Source organism: Acidimicrobiia bacterium, from assembly GCA_041394025.1.
Lineage (GTDB): Bacteria > Actinomycetota > Acidimicrobiia > IMCC26256 > JAOSJL01 > JAOSJL01.
Genome location: JAWKJA010000002.1, coordinates 988554 through 1002409, shown reverse-complemented (window position 1 = coordinate 1002409; position 13856 = coordinate 988554). Strand labels below are relative to the sequence as shown.

At 69.1% G+C, this 13856-nt stretch carries 15 protein-coding genes; 8 read left to right on the top strand and 7 right to left on the bottom strand.

What is annotated here, in order from left to right:
• Positions 1-12 precede the first annotated feature (12 nt).
• The 5 genes from R3A49_04675 to R3A49_04655 are packed head-to-tail and all read left to right on the top strand — an operon-like array spanning position 13 to position 5191.
• Positions 13-1203 carry a cytochrome P450 gene (locus R3A49_04675; GenBank protein MEZ5170025.1) on the top strand — a complete coding sequence of 397 codons (1191 nt, stop codon included), beginning with the start codon at positions 13-15 and terminating at the stop codon, positions 1201-1203.
• Entirely contained in the window at positions 1200-2315 is a 1116-nt protein-coding gene (locus tag R3A49_04670) for an amidohydrolase family protein (protein ID MEZ5170024.1), read from the top strand. Before R3A49_04675 ends, R3A49_04670 begins: the two co-directional genes overlap by 4 nt.
• Positions 2312-2986: a TetR/AcrR family transcriptional regulator gene (locus R3A49_04665; GenBank protein MEZ5170023.1), complete on the top strand. Its 675-nt coding sequence runs from the start codon at positions 2312-2314 to the stop codon at positions 2984-2986. Before R3A49_04670 ends, R3A49_04665 begins: the two co-directional genes overlap by 4 nt.
• Complete coding sequence (locus R3A49_04660) at positions 2979-3740, top strand: glucose 1-dehydrogenase (GenBank protein MEZ5170022.1); 762 nt, start codon at positions 2979-2981, stop codon at positions 3738-3740. Before R3A49_04665 ends, R3A49_04660 begins: the two co-directional genes overlap by 8 nt.
• Positions 3737-5191, top strand: a complete 1455-nt coding sequence (locus R3A49_04655) for an aldehyde dehydrogenase family protein (protein ID MEZ5170021.1) — start codon at positions 3737-3739, stop codon at positions 5189-5191. Before R3A49_04660 ends, R3A49_04655 begins: the two co-directional genes overlap by 4 nt.
• A 61-nt stretch (positions 5192-5252) precedes the next feature.
• On the opposite strand, the gene R3A49_04650 is transcribed toward R3A49_04655, so the two are convergent.
• Together R3A49_04650 and R3A49_04645 are read right to left on the bottom strand one after the other, a co-directional pair.
• Positions 5253-5465: a dodecin family protein gene (locus R3A49_04650; protein ID MEZ5170020.1), complete on the bottom strand. Its 213-nt coding sequence runs from the start codon at positions 5463-5465 to the stop codon at positions 5253-5255.
• Positions 5466-5555: 90 nt separating this feature from the next.
• Positions 5556-6695, bottom strand: a complete 1140-nt coding sequence (locus R3A49_04645; GenBank protein ID MEZ5170019.1) for an amidohydrolase family protein — start codon at positions 6693-6695, stop codon at positions 5556-5558.
• A gap of 96 nt (positions 6696-6791) precedes the next feature.
• On the opposite strand from R3A49_04645, the gene R3A49_04640 reads away from it, so the two are divergent.
• Complete coding sequence (locus R3A49_04640; GenBank protein MEZ5170018.1) at positions 6792-7361, top strand: TetR family transcriptional regulator; 570 nt, start codon at positions 6792-6794, stop codon at positions 7359-7361.
• A complete protein-coding gene (locus R3A49_04635) occupies positions 7358-7828 on the top strand; it encodes an SRPBCC family protein (GenBank protein MEZ5170017.1) in 471 nt (156 codons plus the stop codon). Before R3A49_04640 ends, R3A49_04635 begins: the two co-directional genes overlap by 4 nt.
• A gap of 15 nt (positions 7829-7843) precedes the next feature.
• Here R3A49_04635 and R3A49_04630 read toward each other — a convergent pair whose 3' ends face one another.
• The 3 genes from R3A49_04630 to R3A49_04620 are packed head-to-tail and all read right to left on the bottom strand — an operon-like array spanning position 7844 to position 11276.
• Entirely contained in the window at positions 7844-9064 is a 1221-nt protein-coding gene (locus R3A49_04630) for an adenosylhomocysteinase (GenBank protein MEZ5170016.1), read from the bottom strand.
• Positions 9061-10332 carry an adenosylhomocysteinase gene (locus tag R3A49_04625; protein MEZ5170015.1) on the bottom strand — a complete coding sequence of 424 codons (1272 nt, stop codon included), beginning with the start codon at positions 10330-10332 and terminating at the stop codon, positions 9061-9063. Before R3A49_04625 ends, R3A49_04630 begins: the two co-directional genes overlap by 4 nt.
• Positions 10329-11276: a nucleoside hydrolase gene (locus R3A49_04620; protein ID MEZ5170014.1), complete on the bottom strand. Its 948-nt coding sequence runs from the start codon at positions 11274-11276 to the stop codon at positions 10329-10331. Before R3A49_04620 ends, R3A49_04625 begins: the two co-directional genes overlap by 4 nt.
• Before the next feature lie 52 nt (positions 11277-11328).
• Here R3A49_04620 and R3A49_04615 point away from each other — a divergent pair, with 52 nt between their 5' ends.
• Positions 11329-11859 carry a nucleoside deaminase gene (locus R3A49_04615; GenBank protein ID MEZ5170013.1) on the top strand — a complete coding sequence of 177 codons (531 nt, stop codon included), beginning with the start codon at positions 11329-11331 and terminating at the stop codon, positions 11857-11859.
• 25 nt (positions 11860-11884) lie between these two features.
• Here the strand turns inward: R3A49_04615 and R3A49_04610 are convergent, their stop codons facing one another.
• Positions 11885-12856, bottom strand: a complete 972-nt coding sequence (locus tag R3A49_04610) for a transketolase C-terminal domain-containing protein (GenBank protein ID MEZ5170012.1) — start codon at positions 12854-12856, stop codon at positions 11885-11887.
• 2 nt (positions 12857-12858) lie between these two features.
• Positions 12859-13791, bottom strand: coding sequence for a thiamine pyrophosphate-dependent dehydrogenase E1 component subunit alpha (locus tag R3A49_04605; protein MEZ5170011.1), 933 nt, complete (start codon positions 13789-13791; stop codon positions 12859-12861).
• Positions 13792-13856: the final 65 nt, after the last annotated feature.

The window sequence follows — 13856 nt, the reverse complement described above, 5'->3', positions numbered from 1 at the left end:
ATATTTATTCCGATGTCGGACTCCGAGGCCTACGACCCCCGCACGCCTCCCGACGACCCCTGGAACGCGTTGGCGGCTCTGCGGCGGGAGGCGGCGGTCGCCCATTTCGATCCTCTCGGCGCCGACGACCCCGGCATCGACGTGGTCCTGCGCCACGAGGCGTGTCGCCAGGCCTTCCTCGACACCGATTCACTGTCGAGCCGCTACAACGTCAAGCCCGACGGCGATTACTCGATCGTGTCGAGCGATCCCCCGGAGCACACGCGACAGCGCAAGATCCTCAACCGCACGTTTCCCCCCGAGCGTGTCGAGGCCCTGCACCCGCGCATCACCGAGGTCGTCGACGAGCTGATCGATGCGTTCCCCGAGAGCGGCCCGGTGGAGTTCATGTCGGCTTTCGGGTTCCACCTGCCCGTGATCGTCCTGGCGGAACTGCTCGGCGTGCCCGAGCTGGACCGGCAGAGGTTCAAGGAGTGGTCCGACGAACAGCTCAGCCAGAGCCTCGGGGGTGGGACCTCCGAACAGGCACGTGAGTTCAAGCAGTGGGCGCTCGAGCAGGTGCGGGCGCGACGCAACGTGGCCGCGCCCGCCGACGATCTCATCAGCGCCCTGGCACTGGCCGAAGATGAGGATGGCCTGCTCGACGAGTGGGAGGCGGCGTCCACGCTCGTGCTCCTCGTCGTGGCCGGACACGAGACGACCACCAACGCGCTCGGCAACACGGCGCGTCACCTGTTCGGCGACTGTGCGGCCCGCGAGCGCGTCGTGCAGGCTCCGAGCGTCATCCCGTCGGTCGTGGAGGAGGCGCTGCGCTTCGACCCGCCCGTGACGGCGCTGCCACGACGCGCCACATGCCCCGTGCACCTGGACGACAGCGAGATCGACGAAGGCCGAATCGCCCTTCTCCACATGGGGGCCGCCAACCGCGACCCTGCCGTGTTCGACAACCCCGACGGATTCCAGGTCGATCGCTACATGCCCGACCGGCCTCGGCGTGGGCACTTCGCATTCGGCTACGGCCCGCACCTCTGCATCGGGGCGCCGCTCGCACGCGCCGAGATCCGCATCGCCCTCGAACGACTCGTGGCGCGGCTCACCGACCTCCACGTCGTCGAAGACCAGACGATCGAGCAGATCCCCGCCTACGTGTTCCGAGGCCCGCAGCAGCTCCTCCTCGACTACGAACGAAAGGACCGGCCATGACCTTCGATCTCATCAGCGTCGACGACCACATCCTCGAGCCACCCAATGTGTGGCGCGACCGCCTTCCGGAGAAGTTCCGGGACGTGGGGCCCCACGTGGAGACCAACGACGACGGTACCGAGCAGTGGGTGTACGAGGGCCGTCGCCTGGCCACGGTCGGGTTGTTCGCCACTGCGGGCAAGAAGGCCGAAGACTTCAGCATGGACCCCATCACCTACGCCGACATGCGGGAGGGCTGCTACGACCCGGCGGCGCGCGCGGCCGACATGGACGCCGACGGCATCCGCGCCAGCCTCTGCTTCCCGACGTTCCCCCGTACGTGTGGCCAGACGTTCCTCGAAGCCGACGACCGGGAGCTCGCTGAGCTGTGTGTGCGTGCCTGGAACGACTTCGTGCTCGATGAGTGGTGTGCGGCGGCGCCGGGTCGCTTCATCCCCCAGGTCATCGGAATGCTGTGGGATCCCGATGACTTCGCTGCCGAGCTCCGTCGGTGCGCGGAGAAGGGCGCCAAGGCCGTGTCGTTCTCGGAGAACCCCGCCAAGCTGGGTCTACCGTCGTTCCACTCGCCCCACTGGGACCCTGTCTGGAAGGCGTGTGAGGACACCGGCATCGTCGTCTGCCTGCACATCGGCTCCTCCAGCGTGATCCCGAAGACGGCCGACGACGCGCCTTTCTCGGTGACCGTGGCGCTGTCGCCGATGAACGCGCAGTCGGCCTGCACGGACCTCATCCTCAGTCGTGTCCCGCAAGAGTTCCCCGGCATCCGCATCGCGCTCTCGGAAGGTGGCATTGGCTGGGTGCCCTTCGCGCTGGAGCACTCGGACTACGTGTGGGAGAAGCACAAGTTCCACACGAAGACCGCTGATGCCATCCGGCCGTCGGAGGCGTTCGCCCGCAACTTCTGGGTCTGCTTCATCGACGAGGACTTCGGGCTGCGGAACCGCCACGACGTCGGCGTCGAGCGCATCATGTGGGAGTGCGACTACCCGCACTCCGACACCTCGTGGCCGAACAGCCAGGAGCGCCTGTCGAAGACGCTGGCCGGTGTACCCGATGACGAGATCGCGATGATCACGCACGGCAACGCCGAGGCGTTGTTCGGCCTCGCATGAGCGCCACGAGTCCCCCACAACGCGTGGAGCGCCGGGCCCGGCGACCACGCGACGAGTGGGAGGCGGAGATCCTCGTCAGCGCCCGGAGGACCTTCGCCGAGGAGGGCTACGACGTCTCGATCAACGAGATCATCGAGCGCTCGGGCGCTCCGGTCGGGACCTTCTACCGGCTGTTCTCCGACAAGGACGTGCTCTTCGCCCGCGTGATGCAGGACCTCGGACCGCGCTACATCGACGAGATCGAGCGTGGTGTGGAACAGGCCTGCGACGACGCAGCGATCGACGACGGAGATCCGTGGCGTCGCTTCCGGGCGACTGTCGAGACGATGATCACGGTCGGCGCCGGGGAGTTCTCCGACGTCGCCCGCCTCTACTTCAGCGACGTTCGCGGGCTCGGACCGTCGCGGTCGGTCGCTCGGTCGGTGGAGTCTGCCGAGCGGGCGCTCCTGGTCGAAGCGATCGCCGACGCTCTTCAGGCCGAAGACGCCACCTGCGAGTCCCCCGAGTTCACAGCGGTCGCGGTGCTCGGCGCTGTGCGCCGCGTGACCGAGGAGTACGTCACGGGTCGCGACGATCCGCCCGTCGAGATCGCGGCGGGCCGCATGGCCGACCTCCTGATCTCGGGGGTCCGCGGCGATGTCCCTCAGGAACCCGAGTGCTCCCGTGGCTGATATCAACGGCAGGGTCGCGATCGTCACCGGTGCCGCTCGCGGGATCGGGCGCGAGTACGCCCAGGCGCTCGCGGCTGCGGGAGCGTGCGTCGTCGTCGCCGACCGGGAGCTCGACGGAGCCGCCGAGACCGTGCGCCTGATCGGCGAAGCCGGCGGTGTGGCCCACCCGTTCGCCGTCGACGTCACCGATGAAGACGCCGTCACCGCTCTCGCGGAGTTCACGGTCTCGGAGTGCGGTGGCATCGACGTCCTCGTCAACAACGCCGCGATCTGGGCCGGCCTGCGTCCCGCCACCATGACCGATGTCACGCTCGAGGAGTGGACGGCGGTGATGAACGTCAACGTGACCGGCGTGTGGCTCGCGAGTCGAGCCGTCGTGCCCCACATGACCGAGCGAGGTGGGGGAGCCATCGTGAACCAGTCGTCGGTCGGCGCCTACCTCGGGGGACCGAACGTCACGCACTACGCCACGTCGAAGGGAGCGGTGAACGCTCTGACGCGGGCCATGGCCCGCGACCTCGGTCCGTCGGGCATCCGGGTCAACGCCATCGCTCCCGGTCAGATCGCCAACGAGGCGACGCTCAGCGTCGTGTCGGGTGACCGGCTCGAGGCCATGACCCGTCAGCAGTGCCTGCCCCGCGCCGGCGGCGCCGACGACCTCACGGGCCCGCTCATGTTCCTGTGCTCCGACGACGCGAAGTTCATGACCGGCCAGGTGCTGGTCGTCGACGGGGGACTGGTGTTCGTGGGATGAGCAACAACGACGAGGGATTCCCCTCCGGTTCACTGCTCATCGGTGCCGAACGTCCCACCGGTATCGACAGCATGGACCACGTGAACGCCACTACCGGACGAGTCCAGGCGTCGTTCGCGATGGCTGGACCCGACGACGTCTCCCGCGCCGTTGCCACAGCCCGTGACGCTGCACCCGGCTGGGCCACGTGGGATCCGGTGGAGCGTCGCAACGTCCTGCTCGGGCTCGCCGATCTCATCGATGCGGCGCGCCCGGAACTGACGCGGTTGGCCGCCTTGGAGAGCGGCTCGCCCGTCGGCACGGGGTCCGGCGGTCGTCGCGCCGCCGAGTATCTGCGCTACTACGCCGGATGGATCGACAAGTTCCACGGCGAGACCCTTCCTGTCCCGGGCCAGGAGGGTCTCGACTACACACTCCGGGAGCCCGTGGGTGTCGTGGCGGTGCTGATCCCCTGGAACGGACCGATCACGTCGATCGGCCAGAAGGTCGCTCCCGCCCTGGCGGCGGGGAACGCCGTCGTGTTGAAGCCCTCCGAGCTGGCGCCCTTTGCCGCGCTGCGTTTCGGGGTGCTCTGCCTCGAAGCGGGCATCCCGGCGGGTGTCGTGAACGTCATCCCGGGAGCGGCCGACACGGGTCGGGTGCTCGTGGCCCACCCCGGTGTCGATACCGTCAGCTTCACCGGCAGTCCCGCGACGGGACGTGCCGTGATGGCCGCGGCGGCCGAGAGCCTCACGCCGGTCGTCCTGGAGCTGGGTGGGAAGTCGGCTCTCGTGGCGTTCGCGGACGCCGACGTCGACACGGTCGTCGCCACTGCTGTGCGCGTCGGTCTCATCACGGCCGCCGGGCAGGGGTGCGTCCTGCCGACCCGTCTGATGGTGGAGGCCCCGATCTACGACGAGGTCCTGTCGAAGGTCGTCGACGTCGCCACCGGCATCGCGCTCGGTGACCCCCTGGATCCCGAGACGGTGATGGGCCCGGTCGTGTCGGCGCAGCACCGAGACCGGATCATCGGCGTGATCGAGCGGGCCGTCGACGAGAACGCCGGGCACCTCGTGCTCGGCGGGGGCCGCCCAGGCGGTGATCTGGCCGACGGCGCCTTCGTGGAGCCGACCGTGTTTGCCGACGTCGATCCCGCCAGCCACCTGGCGCAGAACGAGGTGTTCGGCCCCGTGCAGTCCGTGTTGCGCTTCGACGGCGAGGAGGAGGCGCTACGGATGGCCAACAGCACCCGCTACGGCCTCGGAGCGTTCGTCTACACGAACGACCTCGGGCGGGCGCACCGCGTCGCCGCAGGCTTCGAGGCGGGCTACGTGGGCGTCAACGCCTTCCCGAACCTCCCTCCCACGGCGCCCTTCGGCGGTGTGAAGGACAGCGGCTTCGGGCGCGAAGGCGGCCGGGCCGGCCTCGACCCGTTCCTCCGCATCAAGAACGTCTTCGTCGGCACCACCTGATCGGCCCGAGCCGGTGCTGACCAGGCCGAGATGCGCGCCGGTGCCGACTCGCGCAAGGTGGCTACTCGCCGCCCTCGTACTTGAAGGACACGCGGAGCTTCGTGCGGTACGTGACGGAGTCGTCGCTCAGATCGATGTCCTGCTCGACGACCTCGGCCACGCGCATGTCGCGCAGGCTCTTGCGGGCGAGACTGATCGCGCTGGATGCAGCGTCCTCCCAGGAGTCGCCGCTGGTCCCGACCAACTCGATGACCTTGTAGACACTCATGACCAACCACCTCTCCGGGAACCCGCTGCGGGCTCCCGCCGGTCAGTCTGGCGCGTCGCGGCGCCCGTGTCTCGCGGGGCGGCGCGACGGGCCTCGTCAGTGGGTCGGAAGGCTCGCCCTGTCGAGACCGTAGAACGTCACCGACGAGTCGCACAGCATCGCCGACTTCTGGTCATTGGTGAGGTCATCACGGCTGGTCAACTCATCGACGGGCTTCCAGCTCGCCTCGAAGTGCGGGAAGTCGGTGGCCCAGAGGCACCGGTCGGCCCCGAGGAGCGCGGCAACCCCTGCGAGCCCGGGCTCGTCGGTCTCACCCGACACCCAGCATCGTTCCCGCAGCGTCTCGAGTGCGGTGCGGGGCGGCTCGTCGTACAGCGAGCCGAGGTGCTCGTAGCTCTCGTGGATCTTGTGCGCCCAGTAGGGGATCCACCCGACGTTCCCCTCGAGGATCGCGACGCGGAGGGTTGGATACCGGTCCAGCATCCCGCTGGTGAGGACGTATGTGAGGCCGTGCATCATGTCGATCGGCCCCGCCGCGATGTCCCACATCAGACGGTTCGGGAGCAGTCGACGCATGTCGAAGGTGGAGTTCCAACCGTCGGTGACGTGGAGTGCGAGGGGGAGGTCGTGTGCGACCAGGGCATCGAGGATCGGGTCCTCGGCGGGATCGCCGACGAGGCGCCCCGAACCCGGCGCCGGCGCCGCGCTGAAGAACGCACCGACCGCCCCTCGGTCGGCGGCGTTCTCGACGTGGGTGACGGCCTCGTCGACCGACACGCGGGGAACCGGCGTCACCCATCGGAGGCGGACGGGATCCGCCGCGCAGAAGTCGGCCATCCAGCGCTGGTAGGCGTCGACGATCGTGGCGCGGGTCGAATCGTCGAACATCTGGGCCATGAGCAGCAACGACGGGTAGAGGACCGACACGTCGATCCCCATGTCGTCCATGAGGTCGAGTCTCGCGGGCGCCTCGAAGGCCCCGGCGTGGATGTCCTCGAATCCACGGCCGGTGGCGTTTCCGGCGAGCAGCCCGTCGGGTGTGCACCCGTCGCCGATGGCGATGTCCATCGTGACGGTGTGGCCGGCCAACCTCATGCGTTCGATGCCGTCGTCGAATTCGGAACCCGGCAGGAGCTCGAAGGCCGTGGCCGCCAGGTCGGCGGGCAGGTACTCGACGAAGAAGCCGGGTCCCTCCAGGATGTGGCCGTCGGCGTCGATCACGGGGTGCTCGGTCATGGCTCCTCCGGGGTTCTGTGAACTAGCGTTACGTAACGCTGCTTAACAGACGGTGCACCGGTCGGTCAAGACCGGTGTGGAACGGAGGTCCGGGTCATGGCGCGACCGGCCACACACCACGAGGCGACGCGGGACCGGCTCCTCTCGCTCGCCACCGCCGCGGTGATCGAGCGGGGTGCGAGCAGCCTCCAGGTGGCCGACGTCGCGGCGGCAGCGGGGATGACCGCGCCCGCCGTCTACCGCTACTTCCGCGACCGCGACGATCTTCTGCGCGCGACCCTCCGGCGCCAGGTCGAGGTGTTCGCCCGGGAGGTGGCCGACGCTTCGCGCCGTGCTCCCACGGGAGCGGAGCGGACCGCGACGTTCCTGGCGGACCAGGCTGCATACCTGGAGCGCACGGAGGTGGGTGCAGTACGCGCGGTGCTCGAAGGGGTCCTGGCCGCGGGCGCCGACCCCGAGCTCGTCACCGAGGTCGCTCCCGCGGTGGAGGCGTTGCAGAGTCTCGCCACCGACGATGGCGAGGGCAGCATCGACGCGCTCTCGGCTCAGCTCCTGGCGGCGGCATGCGCCGGGATCCAGTTCCTGCACGCCGCAGGGTTGCTCGAGGAGCCACCCCGGATGCTGTTCGACCGACTGCTCGAGTTGCTCGCGGATCCTTCGCGGTGAAGCTGACCGACGAGGTGAGCGTCGTCGTCCCCGCCCCACCCGCGCGGGTGTGGGCGCTGCTCGCGGACCTGCCCCGGATGGGGGAGTGGAGCCCGGAGTGCACGGGCTGCACATGGGACGATCCCGGCGCCCCGTTCGGCCCGGGGCGCACCTTTGTCGGCCACAACCGCTGGGGGCTACTGCGCTGGACGACCCGCGGCGAGCTCGAGGTCTGCGAGGTCGACCGCGAGCTCGTCTACGTAACGGGTCGAGGCGGTCGACCTCTGACGCGCTGGAGCTACCGGCTCGAGCCCGTCGAGGGCGGCACACGCGTCACCGAGTCGTACGAGTCGCTGGAGACGCCCACGGTGATGCTCGCGGTCGAGCGCCTGCTGGGTCGTCCGGCACGACTGCGGCGTGGGATGGGTGAGACGCTCGATCGCCTGAGTGTGGCCGCGGCCCGCGGCCAGGGACGCCAGGAGTCGTGACCTGGGAGCCGTTCGTCACGTCTCGCGCTGCCGTCCCCGCCCGTCGATGGAGATTCCGAGCGCAGCCAGCTTGTCGCGGGCGATCTGGTCGTCGATCGACGTGGGGAGCGCGTGCAGACCCGGCGTCATCTCGCCGCCGTGGCGCGCCAGGTGGGCAGCGGCCAGGCCCTGCACCGCGAAGCTGAGATCCATGATCTCCACGGGGTGACCCTCACCGGCTGACAGGTTCACGCAGTGCCCGCCGCCGACGACGAAGACCGACCGGCCGTCGGGCATCTCGTACTCGTCGACCTCGGGTCGCACCCTGCGCTGCGTCGACGCGCGGGCGGCGAGATCGGGAACCGAGAACTCATCGTCGATGCCGGCCGCGTTGGCGAGCACGACTCCGTCCGGGCAGCGGTCGATCGCCTCGGGGCTCAGCGCCCCGTGCACCCCGGAGCAGGTGATCACGAACTCGGCGGAGCCACATGCGTCGAGCACGGTCGCCACCTCGAAGCCGTCGTGGTGTGCCTCGAGGGCGGCAACCGGGTCGACCTCCGTGACCGTGACCCTCGCTCCCATCCCGGCGGCCACCCGGGCGACACCTCGACCCACCCAGCCGTAGCCGACGACCACGACGTTGGCGCCCGCCATGAGGAGGTTCGTGCGGTCGAGGACGGCTGCGATCACCGACTGGCCGGATCCGTAGCGGTTGTCGAAGAGATGCTTGCAACGAGCGTCGTTGCCGGCGATCACGGGAACGCGGAGAGTTCCCTCGGCGTCGAGTCGGGTCAGGACCTCGATACCAGAGGTCGTCTGCTCGGTCGCTCCGATCAAATCGTCGAGCGCCTCGGTGCGGGAAGTGTGCGCCAGCGTGATGAGGTCGGCCCGGTCGTCGACGATCACCTCGGGACGTCGGTCGAGCAGCATCCCGTGGTAGCGCTGTTCGTCGTCGGTGCTCATGTTTCGTCGGGCGAGCACCTCGACGCCCCCGGCCGAGAGCGCGGCGGCCACGTCGTCGTGCACCATGCTCGGCGGGGACGTGATCGACACCTCGGCGCCGGATTCAGCCAGGATCCGTGCCAGGAGAGCGGTCTTGGGCTCGATGGGGAGAACGACGGCGATCCGGCGCCCCTCGACATCGCCTGTGGTCCGGAGCCGATCCCGCATGGTGGCCATCACGGGTGCCCGGTCGGCTGCCCACGCGATCTTCGTCTCGCCCGTCGGCGCCAGCGACGGGTCGGCGATCTCGCTCATGTGTGCTCCCCACTCGCCCACTCGCCGCGGATGGCGTCGAGCGCCGAAGCCGACTCGTCGAGGGTGATTCCCAGAGTGGCGAGCTTCGTACGTGCGATGGCTCGGTCGAGATCGTCCGGAAACCGGTGGATTCCCGGAGCGAGCGATGTCGAGGCGATGTAGTGGGCCGAGAGCGCCTGCACGGCGAAACTCAGGTCCATGATCTCGATCGGGTGGCCGTCGCCACCGGCGATGTTGACGAGTCCCGCTCCGACGAGCAGGTGGACCTCCCGGTCCCCTGGGAGCCGGAGCCGTTCCACGCCGGCGCGGGGCTCGTCGACGGACTCTGCGGCCTCACGGAGCGTGCCGACGTCGATCTCGCGGTCGTCGTGGCCGGCGTTGGCGAGGATCACGCCGTCGCGGAGCAGGGGCACCGCATCGGCGGGGATCGCGTCCACGCCACCGGTTGCGGTCACGACGACTCGGGAGTCGGGTAGCACCTCGGAGAGGGATCCGACGCGGTAGCCCTCCATGTGCGCCTCGAGCGCCTTGACAGGGTCGACCTCGACAACCGTGACTCGCGCGCCCAGTCCACGGGCGTACTGCGCCACACCGCGCCCGACCCAGCCGTAGCCGACAACGGTGACCGCCGTTCCCCACAACGTCGAATTGGTCAGGGCGAGAACAGCCTGGACCGTCGTCTGGCCCGTTCCGTAGCGGTTGTCGAAGAGGTGTTTGCAGGCGGCGTCGTTGGCGGCGACGGCTGGAAACGTGAGTCGGCCGGCCGCGTCCATCGCACGGAGACGGGCCACGCCTGTCGTGGTTTCTTCCGTGACACCCCGCAGACCGCCGAGGAGGTCACCGCGGTGCTGGGCCATCCGGGTCGTGAGCTCGGCGCCGTCGTCCACGACGATCTCGGGTGCCGTGTCGGCGACGGCCAGGAGGTCGGCGTCGAACTCGCCCGGCCCGGCGCCGTGCACCGCGTGGACCTCGACTCCTCGGCGCACGAGTGCGGCGCAGACGGCGTCGTTCGTCGAGCGGGGATTGCTCCCCGCGGCGACGACGTGGGCTCCGGCCTCGGCGAGGAGCAGCGCCAGGTACGCCGTCTTGGCCTCGAGGTGAACGACGACGGCGACGCGTCGGCCGGTGAGCGCTCCATCGGACAGTCGTTCGCGTGCCAGGGCGTTGAGAACGGGAGAGTGGCGCTCCACCCATGCGATCCGCTCGTCACCGACATGGGCGAGAGCCGCGTCGGCGATCCGCGAGCGGGCATTCACGTCGTGTGTCACGACACCCGTTCCCTTCCCCCCGACGTCAGCGTGTCGAGGAACATCTCGCGGAAACGCCGGGAATCGAACGCCGTGCAGAGGGTGATGTTCGGGTCCAGGCCCGTATTGCCGAGGTGGTCGACCACGAGCGCACCCCGGGTGAGCTCCCCGCTGCACTCGACGTCTGCGTGGACGTCGACCCAGTCAGCCGACTCGGGCTCGATGGCTGCGGCAACCGCCACAGGATCCGGGAGATCCATCGTGTCCACGGGCTCGCGGCGTGACGTGAACTCGAACAGTGTGCTCGTCGCCGCATGGAGAAAGGCTCCCAGGTCGTCGCTCGATGAGAGAAGAGCATCCCGGTCGGCCCCGGAGATCAGAGCGTCGCGCCGGGACACGTCCCATCCGACGACCCTGATGCGCATTCCCGAGCGGAGCACGATGCGGGCCGCCTCGGGATCGGCCCAGAAGTTGAACTCGGCCGCGGGAGTGACATTGCCGACGCCGTCACCCGTTCCTCCCATGACGACGAGTTCGGAGGCCGCGCGACAGGTGTCCGGATCCTCGAGTACGGCCGAGGCGATGTTCGTGAGAGGACCCAGGGCCACCCAGGTGATCTGCGGGCCTCGCTCGCGCAGCAGGGCGATCGTGGCGTCGACGGCCGGAGTCTCGTGGGGCGCTCCGACAGCGGCGAATCCCTGATCCCCGAGTCCGTCTTCACCGTGGATGTGGCCTGCCGCCGCCGGTTCGGCTTCGAGCGGACGGTCGGCGCCGGGATGCACCGGGATGTCGTCGTGGCCGGCCCGGTCCAGGACGATCAGAGCGTTCCGTGTCGACGCGTCGAGTCCGGTGTTCCCGGCCACGGTGGTGAGGGCGGCCACCTCTACATCGGGGGTGCGCAACGCCATGGCGATGGCGACAGCGTCGTCGGCTCCCGGGTCGGTGTCGATCAGCAGCGTCGTCACGCCGCGGAGCGTAGGCTGATCCCACCTCAATCATCCAACGAAGTGAGCGGTTGTGGAGAGTTCAACTGCAGACACACCCGGGTGGGCGGAGGCGAGCCGTGAAGCGCGGGCGAGCCTGGCGGAGAACGGCGCGCCGTTCGGCGCTGCGCTCGTGCGGACCGCCGACGGTGTTGTGCTGTCGACGGGCCGGAACCGCCACTACCAGGACGGTGACGTCACCGCCCACGCCGAGATCACGTGCCTACGCGCGGCGGGAACGGTCCCGCTGGCCGAGTTGGCGCAGACGACGCTCGTCACCAACGCCATCCCGTGCTTCCTCTGCGCAGGCGCCATCGTACAACTGGGAATCCCCCGAGTCGTGGCGGGCCTGGCATCGGTGGACGGCGTCCGCACGCCCAGCCACGACTTCCTCGAGGCGGCCGGCGTCGAGGTGATCGATCTGGGAGAGCCGGAGGTCATCGAGCTCACGACGCAGTTCATCGCTGCCCATCCCGACGACTGGATGGAGGACCTCGGCGCGGCCGTGGAGGGCGTGGATCTCTCGGTGGTCACGGAGACAACCGACGACCCAGCCGACGCCTGACACGAAAGGCGTTGGCTGCGAGCTGTCAGGCGAGCGTCGCCCGAACGGCGTCGGCGACGCCCTGCGCGCTCGGGAGGAGCTGGAGTTCAGGGGGACCGTCGGGCAACGGGGCATTCCCCGTGGCGACGCGCCGGGGCGAGCTTGACAACGTCGACGGTCCGGCAGCCTCCCGGACCTGCATGCAGATCTCTGCGGCGGCCCCACTGCGCGCATGGTCCTCGTCGACGACGACCAACCGACCCGTCTCCTCGACGGAGCCCATGACGGTGTCGAGGTCGAAGGGCTCGAGGGTGCGGGGGTCGATGATCGTCACGTCGACGCCTTCAGCCGCCAGGATGTCGGCGGCCTGAGAGGCGATCGTGGTCATGTATCCGAGCGCCACGATGGTGGCGTCGCCACCTTCTCGGCGAACGGCGGCCCGACCGAACGGAACGGGCTTCCTCTCCACCTGGCCGGCCTCGAACGCGTAGAGCTTGTGCGTGCAGAACATCACGACGTCGTCGTCGCGGATGGCGCTGCGCATGAGCCCGTACGCGTCCGACGGTGTCGTGGGAAACGCGATCTTCAGACCGGGTGTGTGCCACCAGAATCCGGTGGGGACCTGCGAGTGGTTGGCACCCACGCCCATGTAACCGCCGACGAGCGTCTTGACGACGATCGGCATCCGCATGTCGCCGGCTCCACCATGCGTGTGTCGCCACCGCGGCGCTCGCACGATCTCTTCCATGGCCACGAACGAGAAGTCGGCGATCTGGATGTCGACGACCGGACGCAGTCCACCCATGGCCGCGCCCATGGCGGCTCCGACGATCGCGGTCTCGGCCAACGGGGAGTCCTTCACGCGGTCGCCGAACCGCGTCGACAGCCCTGCGTACTGCTGGAGCAGACCGCCGTAGGGGTCTTCGACGTTCTCACCCCACAGCATCACGGTGGGGTCCTGGTCCATCTCGTCGGCGATCGCCTCGGTGACGGCCTGGAAGAAGCCCATCTCGGTCATCGTCAGGTCGCCTCTGTCGCGTAGAGGTACTCGTAGGGGTTGGCGGTCGGATCCAGATCGGGCTCCGCCAGGACATCTGCTGTCGCTGCATCGATCTCGGCTCGGGTGCCTGCCTCGAGCTCGTCGATCTCCTCGGGTGAGGCTCCTTCGTCGATGAGCAGGCCACGGGCCACGGCCAAAGGGTCGCGTTCCCTCCACCGTTCAACCTCCTCGGGATCCTGGTACGGAGCCTCCTCGATCTCGGTGTGGGATCGGACCCGGAAGGTCTGCGCCTCGAGGAAGGCCGGAGGTCCGCCGCTTCGCACCGCTTCGGTGAGCTCGTCCATGGCGCCTGACACAGCGAACACGTCGTTGCCGTCGACTGTCAGGCACGGCATCGCGTAGCCACCCGCCAGATCGGCGATGGCGCCGGGGAAGATCCGATCCGCGCGCGTGGAGATCATGTATCCGTTGTTCTCGCACACCCAGACGACAGGGAGATCCCACGAGCACGCCATGAGAAACGCTTCGTGGAGTGTGCCGCGCTGCGCCGAGCCGTCGCCGAACATCGCAACGGCGACATCGCCCTCGCCGCGCCGCTGGGCTGCGAGTGCCAGTCCGGCGGCCCGTCCGAACTCGCTGCCCGATGTGCCCTGATGGCCGTAGAGCCCCCGGTCGGTGTCGACGGTGTGCCAACTCCGTGCACGTGTGGGCGACGTCGCTTTCAGCAGGAAGCTGCGGAGGATGTCGTGGGCCGTCATCCCCTTGGCGAGCGGCGCTGCGACGCCGCGGTAGTGGGTGACGAGCGGGTCGGTCGGCCGGAGGCCCGAGGCCACGCCGACGCCCACGGCCTCCATGCCGAAGCCGGAGTGGTAGTACGCCGCGTGCTCGCTCACCGACTCCTCGAGCGCGCGGGCCGCCACGAGCGTTGAGTAGAGATCCAACCGATCGGTCATGCCGAGTTCCCCGCGAGGCCGTCACTTGACGTTCCGACGATGAATCCGTCAGCCTATCTAACGGA